Consider the following 26,304-nt stretch of genomic DNA (forward strand, 5'->3'; position numbering starts at 1 on the left):
CCCCATACTGGAAGGTATTTTCAATCAAGACAGCCCTATCCCCTAACAGTCCTCACCCTTTGGTGCTTGAGTAGATCTGCCCGTTTTGGGTTACAAACTCGTAGACTGCACTACCTTCCTTGATTCGGATCTCCGATAGGGGATGCATCGAAAATCCCGACTGCTTCGTCATCTCGGGGGGCGCGAGCAGCTGAATCTTGTTCACTCTCAGTGTGTCGACCTGTCCTCCCCTGCATAGGGAGTCGACTTCATCGACGCTCGAAACTAGGCGTATCCAAGGCCCAAATGCGCCATCCACCAGCCCGCATCCTTCAACCACGAAATAGCAACTGTCCGGGTTGAGGCTTACTGATTTCCACAGCAAGCGAAGGCTGTCCTGAGCCAAAAATTGTCCCTGAAGCTTTGCGCGATTAGTGACCAACACGACTTACATCCCGCCTATCTCTCTCGGGCTCCATCGGTACCAAGAGCCCTAACAACAATGCATGTAAATTGACAATTCTGCGCCTGCCGGAGATTGTCTTGTTACACCTCCTTCCATCTGCTGGAAAGGGTGGACGCACCATATCACCAATTCACATTCACGTACTATATTTCATGGATGTGAATTTTTCGATGTGGCCTTATCCTTCCCTTTGAGGGAAGCCCCCATGCCATCGCGATATACCCTGGCAGCAGTACTCCGCACCACGCGTACAGCGCGTGGCCTCTCTCAAGAGCAGCTAGGAAGCATTGTAGAGGCTCGCCATCTGCATAACGTAGAGCATGGTACCTCCAACATTACCTTGAAGATGCTGGAGGGCATCAGCGAACGCTTGGACGTCGATGTGGTAGCTTTGCTTGCAGCTGCCTCCAGTTACGACCGCCAGGAGACGCTCGAAGAGTTCATGGCGTACCTCTGGACGGAGCTCAATAAACTGCACGACATGCATATCTTGGAAAATGTGCCCATGCAATTTTCTGACGGAGCATTGATTGCCGCGAAGGCGGGTAAGCCGCCGATTCCTGCCGAACGAATTAAATCAGTTCTCAACTGTAAAGCTGATGGACTCACTCAGAAAGAGGCCTCAGTTAAGCTTGGGGTTCCAGCTTCGACGGTGCATAAGATATGGCATATGCAAGCTGAGGATCGGTAGGTCTAGAACCATTCCCTGGACATCCACGGGGCTGCCAAGCGTGAACTCGTTCTGGTTTGCGCACCAATCCTACAGAAGTGATGAAGCCTACCCCTGACCTGCGTATACCGGTATGGGATGTCCTGGCCTCTAGGGAGACTTCGGCACGGCATAGTTCATTGAAGCCCGATGCGTCGCTCGACGCTCGACGCTCGACGCTCGACGCTCGACTGAATGGCGGGGCAATGTCTGGACTTAGCCAAGCACGAAAACCGACCTAAGGGGTCGGTCATCGTGTTCTAGGCTAATCAGACAGAGACAGCGGCAGCGATGTACCACCCCTTTGGCGCACCCTTTAGGAGCGTTCCGAGCAAGTGCCCCGCATACCCTCAAAACGGATACACTCGATTCAGGCAATCTGCTATCACCCCTCCAGTTTTTCGCTACGGATACCCGCATGGATTACTCACGCATCAGGGGCATGGAATCAGGACAGCGACTCGCATTCGAAGAACTCATCTGCCAACTGGCTCACCTTGAACGGCCAGCTTTTCTTTACACGGCTTGGTAATCGCGATCAATTTTCGAAATTCAGAAAAGGCTTTTGCGTAATTGACCTGCTCATACATACAGCGCCACCTAAAAATAGAGAAAATACCTGACAAGCCAGAAAGTCGACGCAGAGCCAATTAGCATGCTCGACTTATCTGGGTCTAATCCGCCAAAAAATCAAATAGATACTGGAGCGGAAATATGAGGGTGTGGGTCGTAACCTACAATCTCAAAGTCCTCGAACTTATAGTCATAGATACTTGCCGGCTTCCGCTTAAATACCAACCTAGGAAGTGGCCTAGGCTCACGAGTAAGTTGCAACTTAACTTGCTCAATATGATTAAGATAAATATGCGCATCACCCATGGTAACCACAACTTCGCCAACACCCAAATCGCATTGCTGAGCAAGCATATGAGTCAGAAAGCTAACACCCGCTAAGTTGTAGGGATTCCCAAGCAGTAGATCACTAGAGCGTATGTATAGATGCGCAGACAACTTATTGTTTGCCACATAGAACTGATATAACAAATGGCAAGGTGGCAGAGCCATTTTACCGTTTCTCGCATTTTCCTGAGGGCTGACAGACTCATCTGGCAGATACTCAACGTTCCACCCATGGAAGAGGATACGTCGGCTGTTCGGGTTGGTCTTGAGCGTGTGAACGACATAGTCGATCTGGTTGATCGTCTTGCCGTCTTGGGTAGGCCATGCTGTCCATTGCTTACCGTAGATCGGCCCCAGATCACCGTCTTCGGTCGCCCACTCATCCCAGATGCGGACACCATGCTCCTTGAGCCATTTGGTATTGGTATCGCCGTTCAAGAACCAGATCATCTCGTTGATGATGCTCTTAAAATGCAGCTTCTTGGTGGTGAGCAGCGGGAAGCCATCCTCCAGGTTGTGGCGGAATTGGCGACCAAAGACACTCAGCGTGCCGGTGCCGGTGCGATCGCCTTTCTCGACGCCATTCTCTAGCACGTCGGCCAGCAAATCGTGGTACATCTTCATTTCGGTTCCTCAAGGTTCGCGCTGACCAAATCCAGCACGTCACGCAATTTCAAAATTTCAGTATCTTGCTCTTTGATCTTCTGACGCAGCTCATCTGCGACCTGGACGTAGTAGTCCCTAGACTCGCGGACAGTGTCCAATCGCTTGTCGAGCGTGGCACAAGAGTTCTCGGATTCCTGATACCTATTGAACCAATAAAGCACTTCCAATCGACTCTTTTCAAGGCGTTGCATCAGAATCGTCTTAGGATCCTGCTTCTTCTCGGCCTTGACCCTTTGCGCAAGCACTGCAAGGCGGCGGTTGTCCTTGATCGCCTCAAGCCGCTGCGACGGGAAGTCGCGCTGCCGGATAGTGTTGCGATGAATGCCAGTGATCCGACTGAGCTCAGCCATCGTCGGCTTCAAATTCGGATCAGAGGCAATCTGCATAAGCCCCTGCGCCAGCAGCTCAGTGTTCCGGTCGTAGTCGAGCTTATTCTTGGCATCAAATGCCTGCCCTGTCATACCTCAACCTCCTCGCCCAGATGCTCCAACACCCCCTTGGCCTCCTCCATCGCCGCCCTCAACTCTTCCTCCGCACCTGCAGAATTCGGAGAGCTCAACGCCAAGCTGTTCTGCACATAGATTTCCCGCCATTTAGGAGCGTGAGCCTTCGTGACCACAGCGTTTTTACACCGATTAGGATTGCAACGCAGCGATCCGATGCAGGGCAGAGACTCGTCAAATACCTCGCGCTGACCGCCATAGCAGAAGCCTTGTCCCACATTGATGATCGCCATGCGCTTCTTGGCCATCTGGGCAATGATTTGCTCTTTGGTGTAACCAGCCGCCATGTAACCGCTGAACACCTTCTTCATCCGCGCCTTGTGGTTCTCAGCATTGGGGCCGGCGTAGTTTGCGTCAGGATCGCAGTAGCTCTCGATGTACTCCTCCCCTGCCATTTGCGTCGGCGACTTGCCCGAGGAGCGTCCACCCTTGGATAAGATCTCAGCGATCGCACCGTACCCAAGCGTCACCGCGCTGAACGCCTTGTTCTGGCCAGCACCGCCGATAAGGTCACCAAAGTGCTTTAGTTGGTGAGAGATGAATGGGAGCCCAAGCTCAGCCCTGGCCATCTGATAGGCCAGCGTGTGCCGCAATGTGTAGGGCGAGAATTCAAGAGCCTCGAACTCCTCGTCTGTCAGAATCTCTTCAAAAAAAGCGCTGAACTGGCGACTGATGCCGTCGGAGGACAGTGAGTTTGGTTCGGCTCCCTGAGCGACGGTATCCACACTGGAGAATAGGTAAGGGTTTTGCTTCACCTTAGCGATGAAGCAAGCAGCACGAATAGCGTCACGCACGATGGGAATCGCGATCCACTTGTCGTCGAACAGCTTTGCTAAGCCTTGGCGATGCTTGATCACGTTGCTGATCAACAACCAATAGTCGCTCTCTTGTTCCATGCACGACTCGACCAAGATCTCAGAGAGCTCTGAGGGCCGCATGCCGGTGTACTGCGCCACAAGATAGCAGGCACTGTACGAGACGAAATTGATGTACCTGCGGAAACCATCGTCTAGCTTGGAATCTGAGAGCTTGAGTAACGTTTCGGTAGCCTTAAAATCATGCCGACCGATTTCCGACAGGTACTCAGGTCGAACCTCACCTAACGCTTCAGCCATCGCGTCGGATTCATAGCCTTTTCTGCGAAGCCGCAGTGCCACGTAGAGATCGAGATTGTAACGCGACAGTTCTTGAGCATTGGCTAGCGAGTAGCCGCTGGCGTTCTGGCGGGTCAGGGCTACCAAGTCATCTACAGGCTCCCCTAGAGTGCTTAGGAAATCGACGACTGCGAACGACGCCTCGCGAGAAGCCTTCTCGAACACATCGTTCGGCAGAATACGGTATGTGCGCTCGGATTCAGGGACGTGCTTGAGTACCTTGGCCCAGGCTAGCGACTCCAGCTGAACGTAAGGCAGTCGCTCTTCGAAAATCTGCTCTTCGAAAAATGGCGACCTGACCAGGGTAAAGAAATTCTTGAGATCCGGGCCAAAGGCGTAGGGATGAATGAGCGCTGCCTCCCGGTACATAGCTGCGTCGAAGTACGTCAGACCATGGTGTCCAACCTCGAAGAACTCATCCGTCATCAACTGACGCGCCTGCCCTGATATCGTATCCAGGAAACTCAATCCAGCCTTCATGCATGAAATGGCGGTGTTGGCCTTGATGTTCCTAGGTGAGGCAAACGTGCGCAGTGCCGCAGGCATTTTGAGCCAGCAATACATGGCCACCTTGACCTCCAAGACCGCCGACTGATTGAGCAATGGGTACGATTCAAAATTGAGCCGTAGCTTGGCTCCCTGGACGTTCCTGGCGGCGTTCGGATGATCGTCATTGAAGTCCCAGACGGCGTCGCCCAAGACGGAAGTCTTACTGACAGGCAACGCCATCAGCGCCTGGTACCAAGAGAGTGCTTCCAGCGACACAGGAGTCGGATCGTCGATGTTCCTGCGCAATTCAACCAGCAGGGTGTGAGCAGCTGTCCGCCACTGTTTGTAAGCTGCGAGCTCAGGGATCAGAGAATGGCTCATAGCGTTACTCCCTCGGTCAGAATGCTGACCTGCAAGTTTTCAGAGAGACGCTCAGCCTTAGTCAGCTCCTCCACGGAAAAGTCTGATGTATCAGGATCGAGGAGGTTGTTGAGCACATCAAGGTTGTCCAGGATGACGGTTCCGTAGGGCGTATCGAGCACCCGATTGACCTCAATCATCCGCTGGTAGTCGCGCCACATGGCAAAGAGCTCAGGCAGGTGCGACACGGTGATGATGCTGTTGCTGCATGAAAGGCACTTGTTGAACAGCGTGCAGGGCTTGCTGGGGTCGTAGCTTGCCAAAGCCTTGATGAATGCTGGTGGATCAAAGACGTTCATGCAGTTCGCCAAGCCAGAACGCAGCGGCATCGCCTCGGGCGTGGACTCGATAGTCTTGGTCGGGATCAGCTTCGGAGCCTCCTCCAACGTGTCTTGCTGTATTTCATGGAGAACCTTATTCAGCATTCGGCGCGCCATAGGGTTGAAGTCCATCTGATCCAGATAGGCCATGGTGGTGCTGAGGCTCTTATGCCCCAGGAGCACCTGAATCTCGCGTGGAGAGACGCCGCGCTCAATCAGCTCGCTCACGAAGCTTGGTCGGAAACGTGACGGTGAGAGCTTGAGAGGATTGCCTCCCTCGTCAAGCAGACCATGATCCTGAGAGAACTTCTCCAGGGTCTTATTGAGCTGGTTGGCACCTGAGTTCTCAAAGGAATCTACAACCCCGTATTTGCTGGGAGAGCTTGAGCGGTAGATGAAGAGCTTGTTCTGAGCCTCGACAGGCGCATTCAAGCGGATCTCACGGGTCAGATGCTTCACATCGTCAAAGATCTGCTTGACCACACGGCCTTGAGAGGTGGTCAGCCAAGAGATTTCCGCATGAAAAATATCGAGATGAAGCATCTTCGCGCCCTCAGAGCGCTCTTTCCAATACAGCAAGCAAGGGCGATCAGTTAAATCATGGCGCTCAATGAAATCATCCAGCTCCAGTCCCAGCAGCGAGTCAGCGTTCATCCCGGTAACTTGGGCAAGCCGAGCGATGTACGGCGCAATGACTCGACCATCAACCTGATACTGCACGCCCCAGCTTTTATAAACCTCGAAGATCGAAATTGACGAAGCCGAGATAATCGACATAAACGCCCGTTGATAGGGGTCGTTTTTATCTACGGATTCGAAGTTCAGGGGCTTGCAGTCGAGTCTGTTCTCAAAAATCCACCGAGCGTTATCCATGGTTTTGAGCCCTCTGCGCATGCTCCCGTCAGGGGTTAACGGGTCTTCCCCTACGTGGCTTAGGACGTAAGGCTGGGCCAAGCGATTGGTTTCCTCAATCTCTTGCTCAATGACTTGCGAGATTCGGTTTCGCACAGCCTGAGGGTAAGGCTTGTACTGGTCAGTTTCACGTTCAGTATTAAACCCTTCAGCGGCAACAAAACTGGTCAGCCCTAGGCCCTCAACCTGGACTGCACGAGCCATCATCTTCCGAGCTGAGCTCATCATCGAACTGCTGTGGCTGGTCGACAGCGCACGTTCAAGAATCTTGTCCTGGAGATATCCCCTGAACTTTGGAAGGGTGTAGGGAGTTACGAGCTCCCGGATATCCTCCAAACCTGTGTAGTTGGCCTCCGTGAGATAGGCTCGATAGTATTTGAAAGCTTCGATGAAATTCGACTGACCTGACGCACTACTACTCTTCATTGATGAAGCACTGAAGAGGTGCAGCATGTGCTGGAAGGGGCGCTCCGGTTCCGGGCTTGCGAGGTCAGACAGGCGATGGATGCGGATTGAGCGTAAAGCGCTGAAGGCGTCTCGCAAAGATTCAGTCTTTTCGACTACCGTCTTCGAGGCAATACGCTGCTCGACGGTTTGGTAGTTCGGATCAAGAACACCAAGTCCGCGAAGATCATCGAGAATCTCCTCAAACGTCATCCGTACCAGTTCGAAACTCGTCCTAGCCGATTTGAAGCCAGCCAATTCGGGAATCTCGCTCATGAAGCCACGACCTTTGATCGTGTTCGCATTCACTGGAATGGCCAACTTCTCCTCCCTAGACATGCCTTCGTACCAGGCAAGCAGCCTACGGCGCCATTCACAGGCACTCGACGGATAACCAGGGATAATGATGCCTTCGGCACGCATCGCATCGAAGATCGGCTCAAAGCTCGAGGCACGCTTCGAGATCGTCGCGGGGCTTAGTTTGGTCTGTTCGACAACATAGCTAGAAGACACCGCTAAGTCCTCCCTAGGGCTGAGACAGACCTTCAACAACGACTCACGATCATCAGTTACGCGAGCCACGAACGACTCAATGACGGCGTCTACCTGATCCTTAGTCAGTCGAGTGCTCATTTCATATCTCCCGCATCAATTTTCAGGCGCGTCTGTTGGGAAAGCTCAGCCATCTCGCCTGCTTTCGTCTTGGTTTCAGTTCCGGGGCGTACGAGCTTCTGGTAGAGGTCGTAGGGGATCTGGGTATAGGTTTCCGACGTGCTGAGGAGCGAGTGACCCAGCGTCTTTTGCACAATCACTAGCCGGTCAAGGTAATCGGTGCCAATGTCTGGCGTCCTCAACAGGGCATAGGCGTTCCCGTGCCTCAACTTGTGGGGAGAGATCATCCTGTCGATTTTCAGCAGGTTAAGCGCTCGCTTAGACGTACGCTCCAAGAGCTTGGAGATCGAACGAGAGGTGTATTCGCCGCCTTCTGCATTAAGGAAGGCAGGGGTGCTCTCAACGCCCTTGAACTGCCGCTTACGCATCTTGTAAAGCGGCGAGGCATGGTATTTCTTGATGCGTAGCAGTGTGGCGCGGCTGACCAACGTCTGACGCGGTTTAAAGGAGTCTGCTGGGCCTTTGCTTCCATCAATGTGCAGCGGGCAGTAGTCCGCATTCACCGGTTCTGTGACACCAGGCGAGATGAACAATGTGTCCTGGAATCGAAGGGCATCATCGATGGCCTTGAGGGTAACTCGCGGGACTTCTGAGCGGCGCAGGCCTGCGTCGTACATGAACTGGAGCAAACAACGCTCACGCTCACTCTGCGTGGCCAGGATGAGCTCTCTGAGATCATTCAGGGAACAGGCCACAACCAAGTTCTTGTTGGGACGGGGGGATAGGTACCCTGCAGTGTAGGGGTTATGCGCGGTACGAGGCGCGGGGGCGTCATCCACTCCCCGGCACAGCGAATCATTAAAAAACGCCATCAAAGACGAATCTCGGTTGCGCACCGTCTTCTTGGAAAGCTCGTCTTCCTCGCGCAGGTGAGCGAAGTACTCCTCAATAACATGGGTACGGATTTCCAAAAACGCTGAGTCACGCTCGCAATCTTGAAACTCACGGCGGTTCATCAGGTACTCGCAGGTGTACCCAAGGTTGCGACCATAGGTGATGGCCGTCTGCTGGGAAATCTGGGCGGTCTGGAGGGCATGGGATAGGTAACCCGACATCAAAGGCATCAGGCGCTCATCGTCATCAAAGACGACTGCCCCCGTTACTTTCACGGCTTCATGGATTTGGGGTTCTTCGGATGGGTCGTCCCGTCTGGTTGGGGACTCACTGAAATCTAGGGGTTTGCCCCTAACTGCGATGACTTTCACGCTTTCCACTCTCCTCGAAGCGGCCCGTACTATACACAATGTGCAATAGGATATGGGGCACAATAAACGAGCTTGGAAGGAGAAGGATACTACGCAGCTATTGCGTACTGTGCAGGTTCTTGAAGGGGGTATAAAAGGCCCAAGTCGTTGGAGCGAATGTAGAGGGTCAGGGAAATTTCCTTGGTCTCGACGTTCGGGTGGAACTGGTACAGCAGGTGGCACGGCGGCAGGGCCATTTCATCAAGCTGGGCGCAGTTCCAGCCGTGGAACAAGATACGGCGGCTGCCCGGATCATTGATGATCGTGTCCACGCACTGACGCACCTGGTCGATGGCCTTGTACAGCACCACGTAGGCTTGGCCGTCTTCTTCACCTTGAGCAATCTGACGATAGCCTTGGCTCAGGCACAACTCGATGGCCGCCGGGTTGCTGCGGGCCACTTGTTTGTAGGCCGGCCACTTGCGCCATTGCACGCCGTAGATTTCGCCCAGGTCGTCTTCGCCCTGACGGAACGGGTTGGCCAGCCACTGTGCGTTTTCGTTGGCGTTCTGGTCCCAGACCTTGCAACCCAGCGCACGAAAATCCGCTGCGCTGTTCACCGGGCGCAAGAAGCCGCACATCTCGCCAATCGCCGATTTGAACGCCATGCGCCGAGTGGTGATGGCCGGGAAGCCTTCTTTGAGGTCATAGCGCAACATGGCGCCGGGCAGACTGATGGTCTTCACGCCGGTGCGGTTGGCTTGCAGGGTGCCATTTTTAATGACGTTGGCAACGAGGTCGAGATATTGCTTCATGGTTTTCCTAGCGTTTGAATGCAGGGCCGCACGGCCCCGCGATTCGAATTTAATGCGCAGCCTTTTGAGCCGCTGGATCTCGCTTGTAAGCCAGCCAGATCAGGAACAGGCCGCCCGCAATCATCGGCAGGCAGAGGATTTGCCCCATCGTCACCCAGCCGAACGCCAAATAGCCTAGCTGAGCATCAGGTACGCGGACGAATTCGACGATGAAACGGAAGATCCCGTAGAACAGGGCGAACATCCCGGAAACCGCCATCGTAGGACGGGGCTTTCGCGAGTACAGCCAAAGCACCAGGAACAGTGCCACACCTTCCAGCGCAAACTGGTAAAGCTGCGACGGATGGCGCGCCAATTGTTGTGGGTCGGTAGGGAAAATCATCGCCCATGGCACGTCGCTGGCCTTGCCCCACAGCTCGGCGTTGATGAAGTTACCGATACGTCCCGCGCCCAGACCAATCGGCACCACCGGTGCGATGAAATCCAGAATCTGGAAGAACGACTTGCCATTGCGCTTGCCGAACCACCAGGTGGCCAGCATGACGCCGATCAGGCCGCCGTGGAACGCCATGCCGCCCTTCCACACTTCGAAAATCAGCAACGGGTTGGCGATGTAGGCGCTCAGGTCGTAGAACAGGACGTAACCCAGGCGGCCACCGACAATCACGCCCATGGCCACCCAAAACACCAGGTCAGAGAGCTTTTCTTTGGTCCAGGTCGGATCGAAACGGTGAAGGCGTCGCGACAGGATCAGCCAGGCTGCGCCAATGCCGATCAGGTACATCAAGCCGTACCAATGGATTTTCAACGGTCCGATGGCCAATGCCACCGGGTCAATCTGCGGGTAAGGCAGCATTGCGACTCCTTGTTAGATCAGGAAACTCAAACCGACACAGAACAACAGTGCGGCAAACAGCCGTTTCAGCAGGCGGGGCGAGAGCTTGTGAGCCAGACGCGCACCGAAACGGGCAAAAAACATGCTGGTCAGGGCGATCCCGAGCAGCGCTGGCAGGTAAACAAAACCGAGACTATGCGCAGGCAAGTCCGGATTGTGCCAGCCGATGATCATGAAACTTAGTGCGCCTGCCAAAGCGATCGGCAGTCCGCAAGCCGACGAGGTGGCCACCGCTTTCTGCATCGGCACGCTGCGCCAGGTCAAAAACGGCACGGTCAGCGAGCCGCCGCCGATCCCGAAAATCGCTGAAGCCCAGCCAATCACACTACCGGCGACGGTCAGACCCAACTTGCCCGGTACCGTTCGGCTGGCTTTGGGTTTTAACTCCAGCGCCATCTGCACAGCGATGATCAGGGCAAACACGCCAATGATTTTCTGCAAATGCGGGCCTGCGATGGCATCCGCCGTCAGAGCGCCAATACCGGCACCGATCAGGATTCCCAGGGTCATCCAGGTAAACAGCGGCCAAAGCACCGCGCCTTTGCGGTGATGCTCACGGATCGAGTTGATCGAGGTAAAGATGATCGTGGCCAATGACGTGCCGACAGCCAAATGGGTCAGGACCTCGGTGTTAAACCCCTGCAAGGTGAAACTGAACACCAGCACCGGCACGATGATAATGCCGCCACCCACCCCGAACAGCCCGGCCAGTACGCCCGCAAAGCCTCCCAATACCAAATAGAGCAGAAATTCCATGGCCAGCCCCCTATTTTTGATCCGCATGGTAACGGAGCAAGGGCTTGGGCTCCACTGCATGGCGCAACACGCTCAAGCAATCTATAAGTAAAGTGATTAAAAAAACATTAAGGACTGTCCATGTGCCTGATTGTCTTCGCTTGGCGCCCCGGCCACGCACAGCCTCTGGTTGTTGCGGCCAACCGTGATGAGTTTTATGCGCGCCCCAGTAAACCCCTGGCTCAGTGGGTTGAAGCGCCGCAGGTGTTTGCCGGTCGCGACCTCGAAGCGGGCGGCACTTGGCTGGGCGTGGGGGCGAACGGTCGCTTTGCTGCGCTCACCAATATCCGCGAGCCTCACCAACCACCGGCCCGGCGTTCACGGGGCGAATTGGTGTCTAACTACTTATGCGGCAACCAGTCCATCGCCGAGTATTTCGCCGATATTGGCCCAAGAACCGTGGAATATGCGGGTTATAACCTGCTGCTGGGTAATGGCGATCAGTTGTGGCATTTCAACTCGAAAGACTTAGCGCCCCAGCCATTGAGCGCCGGAATCTACGGCCTGTCGAATGCCGGGCTGGATACGCCGTGGCCCAAGCTGCTCAAGGCCAAGGCCGCGTTGGCCGAGGTGTTGAGCGATCCGCAACCGCAAGCGTTGCTGGCGCTGCTCAAAGACCCGCAAACCGCGCAGTTCAGCGAACTGCCGGACACCGGCGTCGGGCTGGCCACCGAGCATTTGTTGTCGAGTGTGTTTATCGCCAGCCCCAGTTACGGCACGCGCGCCAGCACGGCGCTGATCATCAACGCCGATGGCTCAAGGGTGATGGTTGAACATAGCTTCGGGCCGCTGGGTGGGCGCTTGGGAGAGGTACATTTAACGGGTAATCGCTGACGAGGCACGAGGCTGCGATGCGGGCCGCAGGCCCGCTGCATGGGGTCGCTGCGCAACCCATCGCAGCCTCATGCCTGGTCAGCGACTACAAGGGGTTCGTCATCAATACGGCTTGATCGCCGCCGGGTTCATCATGCGGGTCAGGCCCATGTTTTTCAGGGCCAGTTGCACAGTGCTGCGAATGACTTGCGGGTTGTCGATGGTCATCACTTGCGCCAGCAGTTCCTTGGCACGGCTCAGGCTGACCTGACGCAGCATCCATTTCACTTTCGGCAAGTTGGTGGCGTTCATCGACAGGCTGTCAAAACCCATGGCCATCAACAAAATCGCCGCCGCCGGATCACCGGCCATTTCGCCGCAAATACTCGCCGGCTTGCCTTCGGCATGCGCATCACGCACCACCGATTGCAGGGCTTGCAGCACCGCCGGGTGCAGGTAGTCGTACAAATCGGCCACGCGCGGGTTGTTGCGGTCGACTGCCAATAAGTACTGAGTCAAGTCGTTAGAACCCACCGAAAGGAAGTCCACCTGGCGTGCCAGCTCTTTGGTCTGGTATACCGCCGCCGGGATTTCGATCATCACGCCAATCGGCGGCATCGGCACATCGGTGCCTTCGTCACGCACTTCACCCCAGGCGCGGTGCAGCAGGTGCAGCGCCTCTTCAAGCTCGTGGGTGCCGGAGATCATCGGCAGCAAGATGCGCAGGTTGTTCAAGCCTTCGCTGGCCTTGAGCATGGCCCGGGCCTGAACCAGAAAAATTTCAGGGTGGTCGAGGGTCACGCGAATCCCGCGCCAGCCCAGGAACGGGTTGTCTTCCTTGATCGGGAAGTACGACAGTGACTTGTCGCCACCAATGTCCAGGCTGCGCATGGTCACCGGTTGCGGGTGGAAGGCGGCGAGTTGCTCGCGATAAATCGCCAACTGCTCCTTTTCGCTCGGAAAACGCTGGTTGATCATGAACGGCACTTCGGTGCGGTACAAACCTACACCTTCTGCGCCACGCTGTTGCGCGCGCGCCACATCGGCCAGCAGGCCGGTGTTGACCCACAGTGGCATGCGGTGGCCGTCCGGGGTGATGCACGGCAGTTCACGCAGGGCGTCGAGGCCCTGGGACAGTTGGCGCTCTTCTTCGACGACATCGGCGTATTGCTTGCGCAGCACGTCGCTGGGGTTGGTGTAGACCTCGCCGTGGTAGCCGTCGACGATCATCTGAATGCCGTCAACCTTGGAGTACGGCAGGTCGACCAGACCCATCACGGTCGGAATCCCCATGGCACGGGCCAGAATCGCCACGTGGGAGTTGCCCGACCCCAATACCGACACCAGACCGACCAATTTGCCTTCCGGCACTTCGCCGAGCATGGTCGCAGTCAGTTCTTCACTGACCAGAATGGTGTTGTCGGGGTAAACCATGGTTTGCTGGCGGTCGTGCTGCAAATAGGCCAGCAGACGGCGCCCCAGGTCACGTACGTCGGACGCCCGCTCACGCAGGTAGTCGTCGTCCATCAATTCGAAACGGTTGACGTGATCCGTCACCACCTGACGCAACGCGCCCTGGGCCCACTGACCGGTCTTGATGACGTTTTTGACTTCACTGCCCAGCGATGCGTCGTCGAGCATCATCAGGTACACATCGAACAGCGCCTGCTCTTCGGGACGCAGCTGGGTGGCGAGCTTTTTAGACACCGCACGCATGTCGTTACGCACCCCTTCGAGCGCGGTTTTGAACAGTGCGATCTCAGCCGGGATGTCGGTGATGGTTTTATCCGGCACCACGTCCAGGTCGGCTGGGGGCAGCATGACCACCGCAGTACCGACCGCCGCACCGGGCGAACCTGGCACGCCCACGAACTTGGCTTCCTGGATGCCTTTACCCTGACGCCCCAGACCGCGAATCGAACCCGTGGCTTCGGCGTGGGCGATAACCCCGGCCAATTGCGCGCTCATGGTGACCAGGAAGGCTTCTTCGCCTTCGTCAAACTGACGGCGTTCTTTTTGCTGAATGACCAACACCCCAACCACACGGCGGTGGTGGATGATCGGCGCACCGAGGAAGGAGGCATAGCGCTCTTCGCCGGTTTCGGCAAAGTAGCGGTAGCGCGGGTGATCGGCGGCGTTTTCGAGGTTCAGAGGCTCTTCACGGGTGCCCACCAAACCGACCAGGCCTTCGTTGGGCGCCATGCTGACTTTGCCGATCGAGCGCTTGTTCAAGCCCTCGGTGGCCATCAGCACGAAACGGTTGGTCTCTGGATCAAGCAAATAGACCGAGCAGACCTGACTGCCCATGGCCTCTTTGACGCGCAACACAATAATCCCCAACGCCGCCCTGAGATCTTTGGCGGCGTTAACTTCCTGGACGATCTTGCGCAGCGTATTGAGCATGGTTTGGGGTCGAACTCCGTGTCAGGCGCGCGTTAAAAGGCGCGGGGCAAGCTCTTTGAGAGCGCGACGATAGACCTCGCGCTTGAATGTCACCACCTGGCCCAACGGATACCAATAGCTGACCCAGCGCCAGCCATCGAACTCCGGTTTACCGGTTAAATCCATCCGCACCCGCTGCTCATTCGAGACCAGGCGCAGCAAAAACCACTTTTGCTTCTGACCGATGCACAGCGGTTGGCTGTGGGTACGGACCAGTCGTTGCGGCAAACGATAGCGCAACCAGCCTCGCGTACAGGCGAGTATTTCTACATCTTCACGTTCAAGGCCAACTTCTTCGTTCAGCTCGCGGTACAAGGCGTCTTCTGGCGTTTCGTCAGGGTTGATACCGCCCTGTGGAAACTGCCACGCGTCTTGATTGATTCGGCGAGCCCAAAGTACCTGTCCGGCGTCATTTGTCAGAATAATCCCGACATTAGGACGGAAACCATCGGGGTCGATCACGGCAACAACCTCGCAAACGCATGTCGCCGCATTGTTCCACAAAGGTTGTGAAAGCAGCAACGCGCCTTCCTGCCTTATGTGCACTCTTATGAAAAGACCGTATTCTTGCGGCCTTCAAATAGACACTTCAGCGAGTAACTTCAATGCGTCTGGCTTTATTCGACTTGGATAATACCCTTTTGGGCGGTGACAGCGATCACGCGTGGGGCGACTACCTGTGCCAGCGCGGCATTCTCGACGGCGATGCCTACAAGGCCCGTAACGACGAGTTTTACCAGGATTACCTGGCCGGAAAGCTGGATAACGCCGCCTATCTTAATTTCAGCATGGAAATTTTTGGCCGCCATGACAGGGATCAACTGGATCAATGGCACCGCGAATTCATGCGCGACTGCATTGAGCCGTTGATGCTGCCAAAGGCTCAGGCCCTGCTGGCAAAGCACCGCGACGCAGGCGACACGCTGGTCATCATTACTGCGACCAACCGTTTTGTCACCGCTCCCATTGCCCAGCGTCTGGGCGTGGAACACCTGATTGCCACCGAATGCGAAATCGTTGATGGCCGTTACACCGGCCGCAGCACCGACGTGCCGTGCTTCCGTGAAGGCAAGGTGACACGCCTGAACCGCTGGATGGCAGAAAACGGCTACAGCCTTGAAGGCAGCCACTTTTACAGCGACTCGATGAACGATTTACCGTTGCTCGAGCAAGTGGCGCATGCCGTGGCGGTCGACCCGGATGAAAAATTGCGGGCAGAAGCCATAAAGCGCGGCTGGCCAGTGATTTCGTTGCGCGATTGATCCCCCGCCCAGACGCTGTGAGAGCTGGCGTGCCAGCGATCTTTTAAAAGATCAAAAGATCGCGAGGCCAGCTCGCTCCTGCAGGTGTTGGGTAGGCTTTACATCGGTTTGGCGCCCATCAGCCCTGCAATCGCAATAAAGCAAATCGCACAAAAAGCCGCCAACACCACGGTGAAACCCGGGTGTTTGGCCATGCGCCCCAGCCGCAGGCGATTAAGCCGCACCACGAGCCACAGCCAGCTCAGGCTACCCAGCAGGTACAAACTGCTCCCGCCCAGCAACCACGTCTGGCCCAGCGACCAACCCGCCAAGTGCACCAGGAACCAGCCGCTCACCGGCAACGCCAGCAGGCACAAGCCCATCAGCGCCCAGACAAACGACCACGGGCGCCGCATCAAGCCACCCGCGAGGCATGTGGCCCCGGCACGCCAACGGCGGATCACGACAACCAGCAACGCGAGCGCACTGACAAACAACAGCAGTGTCGACACGCCATGCAGCAGTTTTAACGCACTGAACGTTTCCATTTCAGTTATCTCTTGAGCCGTTCAATCAGCGTAGCGGCAATCAGCCAAGAAACAGTTGATAAGCCGGGTTGTCACTTTCATCCCAATACGGGTAGCCAATCTCAGCCAGCGCCGCAGGTACCAGATGACGCTCGTCAGCCGGCACTTGCAGCCCCGCCATCACGCGGCCATCTGCCGCGCCATGGTTGCGGTAATGGAACATCGAGATGTTCCAGCGCCCGCCCAGCTTATTGAGGAAGTTAAACAGTGCACCCGGGCGCTCCGGAAATTCGAAGCGAAACAGCAACTCATCGCTGACCTTGGCCGCGTGCCCACCGACCATGTGGCGGATGTGCAGCTTGGCCAATTCGTTTTCAGTCAGGTCGACCACCGGAAAGCCTTGCTCAGTCAGGCTGGCCAACAACCCACTGCGCGGGTCGTTCTCGGGGTGCGTCTGCACACCGACAAATATGTGGGCCTCGCTGCCGGTGTGGTAGCGGTAGTTGAACTCGGTGATCTGACGCTTGCCGATGGCCTGGCAGAACGCTTTGAAGCTGCCGGGCACTTCAGGGATGGTCACAGCGATGATCACTTCGCGGCCCTCGCCCAGCTCGGCACGTTCGGCCACATGGCGCAAACGGTCGAAGTTGACGTTGGCACCCGAGTCGATGGCCACCAGTGTCTGGCCGCGCACACCGCGTTGCTCCACGTATTTTTTGATCCCGGCCACGCCCAGCGCGCCCGAAGGCTCAGTGATCGAGCGGGTGTCGTCGAAAATGTCCTTGATGGCCGCACAGATTTCATCGGTGCTGACGGTGATCACTTCATCGACATAGTCTTTGCAGATGTCGAACGTGTGCTGCCCAATCTGGGCCACCGCCACACCATCGGCAAAGATGCCCACAGTCGGCAGGACCACACGCTCGCCTGCGGCCATCGCGGCTTGCAGGCAGTTGGAATCATCGGGCTCGACGCCAATGATCTTAATGTCTGGTCGCAGGTACTTAACGTACGCGGCAATACCCGCAATCAGTCCGCCACCGCCCACCGGCACGAAGATCGCATCCAGAGGTGCCGGGTGTTGGCGCAAAATTTCCATCGCCACGGTGCCCTGCCCGGCGATGGTGTGCGGATCATCGTACGGGTGGACGTAAACGTAGCCTTTTTGCTCGACCAGTTGCAGCGAGTACGCCAGGGCTTCCGGAAAGGAGTCACCGTGCAGTACCACAATGCCACCACGCGAACGCACGCCTTCAATCTTGATCTCGGGAGTGGTTTTAGGCATGACGATAGTGGCTTTGACCCCCAGTACCTTGGCGGCCAGCGCCAGGCCCTGAGCATGGTTACCTGCCGACGCAGTCACTACGCCGCAGGCGCGCTCGGCGTCGGTCAATTGCGTGAGCTTGTTGTAAGCGCCACGAATCTTGAACGAGTACACCGGCTGCAAGTCTTCGCGCTTGAGCAAAATCTGATTGCCCAGACGCTGGGACAGCTGATTGGCAGTCTGCAAAGGGGTTTCTACGGCAACGTCATAAACGCGCGAGGTGAGGATCTTCTTAACGTACTGTTCGAGCATCGGAAAGCTTCACTGGGCGGGTGGGCGGGGACCAAGGAGTCTACCCCAGCGTTTACGCAGCCGACCATACGAAATAGAAGGTTTAGCGCTGGCCGTGCCGCCAAACATCAGGCCACGCACATCGCCTGTTACTTGCCCGTATAATGCCGCCCTTCTGTTTACTCTTCCCGCCCCGGAGCCCCCCATGACCCAGGATCAACTCAAACAGGCCGTTGCCCAGGCAGCTGTCGACTTCATCCTTCCAAAACTGGATGACAAGAGCATCGTTGGGGTCGGCACCGGCTCCACGGCCAACTGCTTCATCGACGCACTGGCCTTGCACAAGGGCGCATTCGACGGCGCCGTGGCCAGTTCCGAAGCCACTGCTGCCCGCCTTAAAGGCCACGGCATTCCGGTGTATGAGCTGAACACCGTCAGCGACCTGGAGTTCTATGTAGACGGCGCCGATGAGAGCGACGAAAACCTGAACCTGATCAAAGGCGGCGGCGCAGCCCTGACCCGCGAGAAGATCGTCGCCGCCGTGGCTAAAACTTTCATCTGCATCGCTGACGCCAGCAAGCTGGTGCCGGTGCTGGGCGCTTTCCCGCTGCCGGTTGAAGTCATCCCCATGGCTCGCAGCCACGTGGCCCGCGAACTGGTCAAGCTGGGCGGCGACCCGGTTTACCGTGAAGGCGTGGTGACCGACAACGGCAACATCATCATCGACGTGTTCAACATGCAGATCACCAACCCGGTGGAGCTGGAACGTCAAATCAATGCCATCGTTGGTGTCGTGACCAACGGTTTGTTCGCTGCCCGTCCGGCCGACCTGCTGTTGCTGGGTACACCCGAAGGCGTGAAAACCCTTAGCAAGTAAGCGGCAAATTCTGTACCCGCTGCCGCAGGCCGCGATAAGAGCCGCAGGACCCTCGCTTTAAGGCAGGGTCGCTACGCCTCCCCATCGCAGCATGCGGCAGCGGCTACAACATCAGGGCTTCTTGAACACGTAGAACAGGTTCGGCTCGCTCACCACATACACCGTCCCCTCGTCGTCCATGGCGACACCTTCTGCTTGCGGCACAGATTTTTCCAGCCCATGACGGCCTTTTTTCAGCGTCAACGTGCTGATTGGGCGCCCGTTTATATCCAGCTCGAGCAGCAACTTAGACTCATCCGACAGCGCCAGTAAGTGCCCGCTGCGTTCGTCAAACTGCAAGCTCGACAGATCACGCACAAACAGCCGCGCATCACGCCTGGGGTTGGTCACCACATGAGTGGCATAAGGTTGTTGCGGGTTGTCATGAGGAAAACCGCGCACCTCGTAAATCAGCATCGGGTCACGCTCTTTGGCCACGAACAGACGCTTGCCGACCGAGTCGTAGGCCAGGCCTTCAAACCCCTTGTTGCCCAACGGGTTAATCCCCAGCGCCAATTGCTCGGCATTGGCAGCGTTCAGTACCCGGGTGCTGTCATCGATCGTCACGTTGATCAAGCGCTGCTGATATTCATCAGTGATCACGTACGTGTTCTCGCCGATGAACTCAATGGCCTCGGCATCACCAAACCCGACCAACGGGATGCGTCGTACTATCCGCCCGTCCAGAGACAACTCGACCAATTCGGTTTTTTTGTTGGTCACGGTAAACAGGCTTTTTCGCAGCGGGTCGAAGGTCAGCGCAGAAACATTGTCTTCAAGGCCATCAATCGCCAGGCCTTGCAGCACGGCGCGGTACTCACCCAGATTGATGCCGTCAGGGTGCGCGGGCTGCCATAACTGGCTGAGGTTGAACCAGGTACGTTCGAACACACGGTAATGCTGCCCAACGAAGCCTGCGGCGACCAGGACTGCAAGCAACACGCTCATAAAAAAGAAGGTGGAAGGGTGAACGCGGCGCATTGGCTTGAGCTCTAAACAAATCAGGCGGTTGGAATACCACGCCTGCATGAACTCAAGCTTAATTCTTGATGCCCGGGATGTTTCTTGTGGGAGCGAGCTTTTTCAAAAGATCAAAAGATCAAAAGATCGCGAGCACGCTCGCTCCTGAGGGGGCTCGGTGATTACTTCGCTTTCTTCTCGAAGCGATAGAACAAGTTGGGCTCACTCACCATGTACAGCGTGCCGTTGTTATCAATCGCCACGCCTTCGGCTCGAGGGATGGTGTCTTTGAGACCATTGAACCCGCGAAGCAAGGTCATAAAGCTGACTTGCTCACCCAGCTCATCGAGTTCGAGCAGCAGGTGCGAGTCCGCAGACAGTATCAGGGTATGACCGGTGCGCGGATCCATGCTCAACCCCGACAAATTACGCAGATCGAGCTCATCACTGGGCACTTTTTGCTTGTCGCCGGTGAGCACCTGGCTGCCATCGCTTTGCCACACAAACAAGGCCGGCGGACGCTCTTCGCCCAATAACAACTGCTGGCGGCGCGGGTCCCAGGCGATGGCCTCAAAGGCTTTGTTCTGATCTTTAGAAGGCCCAAGGTCGTACGTGGGGAAGTCATCAAAGTTCAAGCTTTTAGTGTCAGGCTCGACTTTGATGATGCTCAGCATGTGTTTGCGCTCATCGACAATGGCCAGCAGGCCATTCTCCATCACCGTCAAACCTTCCGGGTTGTTCCAGCCCACCAGCGGGATTTTGCGCAGCACGTCGCCGTCGAGGGTCAACTCCACCAGAAACGGATTTTTGCCCATCACCGAAAACAACGTGTTGCTCAGGGGGCTGTAAGCAAGATCTGACGCTTCGTCCTTCTCCATCCCCGGCAACGGCTTGGCATCAATGACCACCGTGTAGTCTGGCAACCACACGCTTTCATTCTGCTCCATGGGGCTCTCAAACTGCTCCAGCACCCACAGTGCCCCACGGTCATCCCAATGAAGGATTGACGCCAGCCCATAGAGCAGCGCAGCCAGCAGCAATAGCCAGTAATACCAGCGGCCAAAGCGAGAAGGCCGACGTACGGGAGGGATTAGCTGAGGGTCTGTAGCCATTGGCAGGATCATCCAAGAAATTTTGCTAGGTCTAAATAGCACAAAGCGGGCAAAGCGGACTGCCTCGCACGACCTTATTATGCAGATTGTGTGTGAAATAATTGCTAACAACAGCTCCATCCCTGCACACAAAAGGCTTAGAACGCCCTATTCCTTCGCCTCAATGCTCAATCTGAAACTTTAAAAATATGCGTAGGAGTGATCTTAATTTATCAACAGCAATATTTTCCTACATCGCCTTACACGCCTAACTTCCTCAAGCCAACCCATCAAATACACCCCACACCACACACTTTATAACTTAAAGTCCGCTTCAGCCTGTCTAAAAGCCCCCTGAGGCAGCACTATTAAACGTCTCACCAGTAGGAACTTTCTGAATAAATCGAAGACACTAATATTTGCAACATCCCACCTTGACACTGATGACCCAAGACTCTTATCTAATAAAAAACAATGCCAACCTGCACCCACTGTAATCACTTACAAACCGAATACGCTGCCTACGGATTTTCAAACCCATTACTCAAGCTGCACGAGCACCCGCTTCATTCAGCGCCGCCCCCTCCAGCAGCCGCGTCGTGGTGCTCTGTAACGCCTTAAAGTTAGAAAGGAATTTAACCTATGCCTTTTACCTCGCACACTCATAAGTTAGCAGCACCCGTGCTGGCACAATCGAACAAACACACTATTTGTGCCCGCGCAGCCGAACAATTATTCGTCACCATCGCACCCTATATAAATATGGAAGAAGGCGATTTAATTGAATTATTCTGGGACGGTTGTTATATATCCTCAAAACAACTAACCCGCGCGGACATTGACCAGCCCATTTCATTGAGGGTGCCCGAAAGTTTTATTCAAAATGGAACGGCTCGTCTCTATTATCGGGTGATGCACATTGGCAGCAGCCCTGCGCTTTCAGCCCAACTTAAAGTGCTGGTCAAACTTGATTGCCCCGGCGGCGAAGCCATCGGTGAGGAAAACCAGGGGCTCGCGCCGGTGATGATACCCGAGCCGATCCTGCGTTATGGGGTCAACCCGAGCCAGATGAAACGCGGCGTGCCTGTGACCATCGAGCCCTACCGCCACATGGCCAGCGAAGACGAAATTACCTTGCTCTGGGGCGATGTGCGCCTGGACCTGCCAAAACTGCGTCAGGTCGACGTCAATAAACCTTTCAGCGTCTTCGTGCCCCCCGAGATTATTCAGGAAGCCGGCGAAGACTCAAAACTGGAGGTCACTTACTGCGTCATTGACCGCGTCGGCAATAACTCGCGCTGGGCCCCGCCCCGAACACTCAAGGTGGGCGCCAATAAACGCTATATCAACACCGCCCCACGTGAGGTGCTATGCGCCGCAGAGCCGCGTCCTAACTGGCGAAACTGATCGCCAGGCCCAGCGTGAATCGTCTATCCATATTCCAAAAAGGTAGTTTTTATAATTTTTATACTCGATTAGGGTATATGCACCGGACCACCGGACTCTCTTGCTTTAATTCGCGCCGCTCATGCGGCGCTCCAAACAACGAGACGCGAGGTAGGTATGGCCAGCAACACAATTACCCTTGTGCAGATCGCCAGGGCATTGCGTGCAGTCAAGGAGCACAACTAATGTCCCTCTTGGCGAATGCACAACGACAAAGCGACCTCGATGTCGCGCCCCTGTTGTCAGCAGCGCACGTCCTGAGCACTGACAACGAAGCCCTTCAAGCCGCCCACAATCTGGCCAACGCCGCCCGTGAACATGCCGCCAGGCGCGATCAGCAACGCAAACTGCCGTGGTCACAGGTCGAAGCATTTACCCGCAGTGGGTTGGGCAGTATTTCCATTCCTCGCGCATTTGGCGGGCCGCAGGTGTCTTACGTCACCCTGGCTGAAGTCTTTGCGATCATTTCGGCAGCCGACCCGGCGCTGGGGCAAATTCCGCAAAACCAGGTGGGTCTTCTCAACCTGATTGAAAGCATCGCGAGCCCTGCGCAAAAAGAACATTTGTTCACCCGCGTGCTACAGGGCTGGCGTATTGGTAACGCAGGCCCGGAGCGCGGCACTAAAAACACCCTCGATCTGAAAGCTCGCATCACGGCCGATGGCGACAACTTCGTGATCAATGGCCAAAAGTTTTACTCCACCGGAGCACTATTTGCACACTGGATCGCCGTCAAGGCGCTCAACGATGACGGCCAGCAAGTCATGGCCTTTGTCCGCCGCGGCACGCCAGGCCTGAGGGTGGTCGATGACTGGTCCGGTTTCGGCCAGCGCACCACCGCCAGTGGCACGGTCTTGCTGAACAACGTACCGATTGAAGCCGAGCTGGTCATCGACAACTGGCGCCTGGCTGAAAAACCGAACATTCAAGGCGCGGTGTCACAACTGATTCAGGCCGCCATTGACCTGGGCATTGCGCGCGGCGCCCTCGCCGACACCATCAGTTTTGTACGCGAACGCTCGCGCCCGTGGATTGATGCCAAGGTCGAACGCAATAGCGATGACCCCTACGTGATCGCTGACATCGGCAAATTGCAGATCGAGTTGCACGCCGCCGAAGCGCTGCTGCGCAAAGCCGGTCGCGTACTTGACCAGGTCAGCGCAGCGCCGATCGATGCGCAGGCCGCTGCCCGCGCATCGATTGCCGTCGCCGAAGCCAAAGTCTTGAGCACTGAACTGTCATTGCTGGCCAGTGAAAAACTGTTCGAGCTGGCGGGCAGTCGCGCCACCCTGGCCGAGTTCAACCTGGACCGGCATTGGCGCAACGCCCGCGTGCACACGCTGCACGACCCCGTGCGCTGGAAATACCACGCCATCGGCGCCTACCGCCTCAACGGCACGTTGCCTGCCCGACATTCCTGGATCTAACGGAGACACCCATGTCACTGATATCCAAACAGGTCCCGGTTATCCACAGCGATGCCGAGGCCCTGAGCGTAGCGCGTGAACTTGCCGCCCATTTCAAACGTGACAGCGTCTTGCGGGACCGCGAACGACGCCTGCCTTTCGATGAGCTGGAGCTGTTTTCCCACACCGGCTTGTGGGGCATTACCGTGCCCAAGGCTTATGGCGGCGCAGGCGTGTCCAACGTTACCCTCGCGCAAGTGGTGGCCCTTATCTCGGCTGCCGACAGCTCGCTGGGACAAATCCCGCAGAACCATTTCTACGCCCTCGAAGTGCTGCGCGTGAACGGCAGCGAATCGCAAAAACAGCGGCTCTACGCCGAAGTCCTGGCCGGGCAACGCTTTGGCAATGCCCTGGCCGAACTGGGCACCAAAACCGCCCACGACCGTACCACCCATCTGGCCAAGGCAGAACACGGCTATCGCATCAACGGCCGCAAGTTCTACGCCACCGGCGCGTTGTACGCGCAACGCATTCCGACGTCGGTGGTGGATGACAACGGCGTGCAGCACCTGGCCTTTGTGCGCAGCGACAGCGAAGGTTTAAAGGTGATCGACGACTGGAGCGGTTTTGGCCAGCGCACCACCGGCAGCGGCTCGGTGGTGTTCGACAACGTGTTTGTCGCCACCGCCGATGTGATTCCGTTTCAAAGCGCTTTCGAACGCCCGACGCCGGTCGGCCCGCTGGCGCAGATTCTGCACGCGGCCATCGACACCGGCATCGCCCGCGCAGCGTATGAAGACGCCCTGCACTTTGTACGCACCAAAACCCGGCCTTGGATCGACGCCACTTGCGACATCGCCAGCGAAGACCCTTTGACCCTCAAAACATTCGGCCGCTTGAGCGTGCGTTTGCATGCGGCTGAAGCCTTGCTGGACCGCAGCGGCGAGTTTCTCGACACCGCCCAGGCCAACACCAACGCCAGCACCGTGGCTGCGGCCTCGATTGCCGTGGCCGAAGCGCGCGCCATCAGCACAGAAGTGTCGCTGGCCGCTGGCAGCACTCTGTTTGAGCTGGCCGGCAGCCAGGCCACCCTGGCCGAATACGGCCTCGATCGTCACTGGCGCAACGCCCGCGTGCACACCCTGCACGACCCGGTGCGCTGGAAGTACCACGCCGTGGGCAATTACTACCTCAACAGTGAAAACCCACCGCTGCGGGGGACAATCTGATGAGCAAAAAGAAAATCCTGCTCAATGCCTTCAACATGAACTGCATTGGCCATATCAACCATGGGTTGTGGACGCATCCACGCGACACCTCGACCCGTTTCAACACCCTGGAATACTGGACTGAGCTGGCGCAATTGCTGGAACGCGGGCTGTTCGACGGGCTCTTTATCGCCGACATCGTAGGCGTATACGACGTTTATCAACAATCGGTTGATATTCCGCTCAAAGAGTCCATCCAGTTGCCGGTCAACGACCCGTTGCTGCTGGTTTCGGCCATGGCGGCCGCCACCAAAAACATCGGTTTTGGCTTGACCGCCAACCTGACCTACGAGCCGCCGTATTTGTTCGCACGCCGTATGTCGACCCTCGACCACCTGACCCGTGGCCGGGTGGGCTGGAACATCGTGACCGGCTATCTGGACAGCGCGGCCAAGGCTATGGGCCTGACCGAGCAAGTCGAACACGACCGCCGTTACGACCAGGCCGACGAATACCTGGAAGTGCTCTACAAACTCTGGGAAGGCAGTTGGGAAAACGGCGCCGTGCTCAACGATCCGGTGCAACGCATCTACGCCCAGCCCGACAAAGTGCACAAGGTCACACACGCAGGCGAGTTTTATCAGGTCGAGGGCTATCACCTCTGCGAACCGTCGCCACAGCGCACCCCCGTGCTCTTCCAGGCGGGCAGTTCGGACCGCGGGCTGCGATTTGCCGGGCGCCATGCCGAGTGCGTATTCATCAGCGGGCAGACCAAGGCCGCGACCAAAATCCAGGTCGACAAAGTCCGCGCCAGTGCGGCGGCAGCAGGCCGCAACCCTGACGACATCAAACTGTTCATGGGCCTCAACGTCATCGTCGCGCCGACCGAAGCCCAGGCGCACGCCAAGCGCCAGGAATACCTGAGCTATGCCAGCGCCGAAGCCGGGGTGGCGCATTTCGCCAGTTCCACCGGCATCGACTTTGCCGACTACGAACTGGACGAGCCGATCCAGTACGTGAAGAGCAACGCCATACAGTCCGCGACCAAAGTGCTGCAAAACAACGATTGGACGCGCCGCAAGCTGCTCGAACAACACGCGCTGGGCGGGCGTTACATGACCGTGGTCGGCTCGCCGGAACAGGTCGCTGACGAATTGGAATCGTGGATCGCCGAGACCGGTCTGGACGGCTTCAACCTGACCCGCATCGTCACCCCTGAAAGCTATGCCGACTTCATCGACCTGGTGATCCCCGAGCTGCAACGCCGGGGCTCCTACAAGACGGCTTACGACACCGGCAGCCTGCGGCAAAAGCTGTTTGTCGAAGGCGATGCGCACCTGCCCGAACGCCATACCGGCGCGTCTTTCAGGCACTAA

At 56.7% G+C, this 26,304-nt stretch carries 21 protein-coding genes and 1 pseudogene; 8 read left to right on the forward strand and 14 right to left on the reverse strand.

The window, feature by feature from the left end:
- The first annotated feature begins 650 nt into the window (after positions 1 to 650).
- Positions 651 to 1,136 carry a helix-turn-helix domain-containing protein gene (locus ACIQYF_RS03635; RefSeq protein WP_402856951.1) on the forward strand — a complete coding sequence of 162 codons (486 nt, stop codon included), beginning with the start codon at positions 651 to 653 and terminating at the stop codon, positions 1,134 to 1,136.
- A 708-nt stretch (positions 1,137 to 1,844) separates the two neighbouring features.
- On the opposite strand, the gene ACIQYF_RS03640 is transcribed toward ACIQYF_RS03635, so the two are convergent.
- The 8 genes and pseudogenes from ACIQYF_RS03640 to ACIQYF_RS03675 all read right to left on the reverse strand — a co-directional run bounded on the left by ACIQYF_RS03640 (position 1,845) and on the right by ACIQYF_RS03675 (position 11,284).
- Complete coding sequence (locus ACIQYF_RS03640; RefSeq protein WP_402856953.1) at positions 1,845 to 2,678, reverse strand: thymidylate synthase; 834 nt, start codon at positions 2,676 to 2,678, stop codon at positions 1,845 to 1,847.
- Positions 2,675 to 3,181, reverse strand: a complete 507-nt coding sequence (locus ACIQYF_RS03645; RefSeq protein WP_402856955.1) for a hypothetical protein — start codon at positions 3,179 to 3,181, stop codon at positions 2,675 to 2,677. The genes ACIQYF_RS03640 and ACIQYF_RS03645 overlap by 4 nt, the downstream gene beginning before the upstream one ends.
- Complete coding sequence (locus tag ACIQYF_RS03650) at positions 3,178 to 5,247, reverse strand: tyrosine-type recombinase/integrase (protein ID WP_402856957.1); 2,070 nt, start codon at positions 5,245 to 5,247, stop codon at positions 3,178 to 3,180. The genes ACIQYF_RS03645 and ACIQYF_RS03650 overlap by 4 nt, the downstream gene beginning before the upstream one ends.
- Entirely contained in the window at positions 5,244 to 7,595 is a 2,352-nt protein-coding gene (locus ACIQYF_RS03655; RefSeq protein WP_402856959.1) for a site-specific integrase, read from the reverse strand. Before ACIQYF_RS03655 ends, ACIQYF_RS03650 begins: the two co-directional genes overlap by 4 nt.
- Positions 7,592 to 8,839, reverse strand: coding sequence for a tyrosine-type recombinase/integrase (locus ACIQYF_RS03660; RefSeq protein WP_402856961.1), 1,248 nt, complete (start codon positions 8,837 to 8,839; stop codon positions 7,592 to 7,594). The genes ACIQYF_RS03655 and ACIQYF_RS03660 overlap by 4 nt, the downstream gene beginning before the upstream one ends.
- 125 nt (positions 8,840 to 8,964) lie before the next feature.
- Positions 8,965 to 9,633 (reverse strand): annotated as a pseudogene (locus ACIQYF_RS03665) (thymidylate synthase); the annotation flags it as partial.
- Between the two features lie 49 nt (positions 9,634 to 9,682).
- Complete coding sequence (gene lgt, locus ACIQYF_RS03670; RefSeq protein ID WP_019409217.1) at positions 9,683 to 10,489, reverse strand: prolipoprotein diacylglyceryl transferase; 807 nt, start codon at positions 10,487 to 10,489, stop codon at positions 9,683 to 9,685.
- Positions 10,490 to 10,501: 12 nt separating this feature from the next.
- Positions 10,502 to 11,284 carry a sulfite exporter TauE/SafE family protein gene (locus ACIQYF_RS03675; protein WP_402856964.1) on the reverse strand — a complete coding sequence of 261 codons (783 nt, stop codon included), beginning with the start codon at positions 11,282 to 11,284 and terminating at the stop codon, positions 10,502 to 10,504.
- Positions 11,285 to 11,404: 120 nt separating this feature from the next.
- On the opposite strand from ACIQYF_RS03675, the gene ACIQYF_RS03680 reads away from it, so the two are divergent.
- Entirely contained in the window at positions 11,405 to 12,157 is a 753-nt protein-coding gene (locus ACIQYF_RS03680) for an NRDE family protein (protein ID WP_402856966.1), read from the forward strand.
- A 102-nt stretch (positions 12,158 to 12,259) separates the two neighbouring features.
- On the opposite strand, the gene ptsP is transcribed toward ACIQYF_RS03680, so the two are convergent.
- Together ptsP and ACIQYF_RS03690 are read right to left on the reverse strand one after the other, a co-directional pair.
- Positions 12,260 to 14,539, reverse strand: coding sequence for a phosphoenolpyruvate--protein phosphotransferase (gene ptsP, locus ACIQYF_RS03685; RefSeq protein ID WP_402856968.1), 2,280 nt, complete (start codon positions 14,537 to 14,539; stop codon positions 12,260 to 12,262).
- A gap of 21 nt (positions 14,540 to 14,560) precedes the next feature.
- A complete protein-coding gene (locus ACIQYF_RS03690; protein WP_019828104.1) occupies positions 14,561 to 15,040 on the reverse strand; it encodes an RNA pyrophosphohydrolase in 480 nt (159 codons plus the stop codon).
- Positions 15,041 to 15,183: 143 nt separating this feature from the next.
- Here ACIQYF_RS03690 and ACIQYF_RS03695 point away from each other — a divergent pair, with 143 nt between their 5' ends.
- Positions 15,184 to 15,840 carry an HAD family hydrolase gene (locus tag ACIQYF_RS03695; protein WP_402856970.1) on the forward strand — a complete coding sequence of 219 codons (657 nt, stop codon included), beginning with the start codon at positions 15,184 to 15,186 and terminating at the stop codon, positions 15,838 to 15,840.
- Between the two features lie 98 nt (positions 15,841 to 15,938).
- Here the strand turns inward: ACIQYF_RS03695 and ACIQYF_RS03700 are convergent, their stop codons facing one another.
- Complete coding sequence (locus ACIQYF_RS03700) at positions 15,939 to 16,367, reverse strand: DUF2269 family protein (RefSeq protein WP_402856972.1); 429 nt, start codon at positions 16,365 to 16,367, stop codon at positions 15,939 to 15,941.
- A gap of 40 nt (positions 16,368 to 16,407) precedes the next feature.
- The gene (gene ilvA / locus ACIQYF_RS03705; RefSeq protein ID WP_402856974.1) at positions 16,408 to 17,922 is read right to left on the reverse strand and encodes a threonine ammonia-lyase, biosynthetic; all 1,515 of its coding nucleotides are present in this window, start codon (positions 17,920 to 17,922) and stop codon (positions 16,408 to 16,410) included.
- A 184-nt stretch (positions 17,923 to 18,106) separates the two neighbouring features.
- On the opposite strand from ilvA, the gene rpiA reads away from it, so the two are divergent.
- A complete protein-coding gene (gene rpiA, locus ACIQYF_RS03710) occupies positions 18,107 to 18,778 on the forward strand; it encodes a ribose-5-phosphate isomerase RpiA (protein WP_016782772.1) in 672 nt (223 codons plus the stop codon).
- A gap of 111 nt (positions 18,779 to 18,889) precedes the next feature.
- Here rpiA and ACIQYF_RS03715 read toward each other — a convergent pair whose 3' ends face one another.
- Together ACIQYF_RS03715 and ACIQYF_RS03720 are read right to left on the reverse strand one after the other, a co-directional pair.
- Positions 18,890 to 19,798, reverse strand: coding sequence for an SdiA-regulated domain-containing protein (locus ACIQYF_RS03715; protein WP_402856976.1), 909 nt, complete (start codon positions 19,796 to 19,798; stop codon positions 18,890 to 18,892).
- 161 nt (positions 19,799 to 19,959) lie between these two features.
- Positions 19,960 to 20,889 (reverse strand): SdiA-regulated domain-containing protein, encoded by a 930-nt coding sequence (locus ACIQYF_RS03720; protein WP_402856978.1) that lies wholly within the window; start codon positions 20,887 to 20,889, stop codon positions 19,960 to 19,962.
- A 621-nt stretch (positions 20,890 to 21,510) separates the two neighbouring features.
- Between ACIQYF_RS03720 and ACIQYF_RS03725 the strand changes: the two genes are divergently transcribed.
- From ACIQYF_RS03725 to ACIQYF_RS03740, 4 genes are all read left to right on the forward strand, one after another.
- Positions 21,511 to 22,275, forward strand: coding sequence for a hypothetical protein (locus ACIQYF_RS03725; RefSeq protein ID WP_402856980.1), 765 nt, complete (start codon positions 21,511 to 21,513; stop codon positions 22,273 to 22,275).
- A gap of 224 nt (positions 22,276 to 22,499) precedes the next feature.
- Positions 22,500 to 23,741: an SfnB family sulfur acquisition oxidoreductase gene (locus ACIQYF_RS03730; protein WP_402856982.1), complete on the forward strand. Its 1,242-nt coding sequence runs from the start codon at positions 22,500 to 22,502 to the stop codon at positions 23,739 to 23,741.
- A gap of 11 nt (positions 23,742 to 23,752) precedes the next feature.
- Entirely contained in the window at positions 23,753 to 24,949 is a 1,197-nt protein-coding gene (locus tag ACIQYF_RS03735; protein ID WP_402856984.1) for an SfnB family sulfur acquisition oxidoreductase, read from the forward strand.
- A complete protein-coding gene (locus ACIQYF_RS03740; protein WP_402856986.1) occupies positions 24,949 to 26,304 on the forward strand; it encodes an LLM class flavin-dependent oxidoreductase in 1,356 nt (451 codons plus the stop codon). Before ACIQYF_RS03735 ends, ACIQYF_RS03740 begins: the two co-directional genes overlap by 1 nt.

It is taken from the genome of Pseudomonas sp. NPDC096917 (assembly GCF_044762555.1).
In the GTDB taxonomy this organism is placed as follows: domain Bacteria; phylum Pseudomonadota; class Gammaproteobacteria; order Pseudomonadales; family Pseudomonadaceae; genus Aquipseudomonas.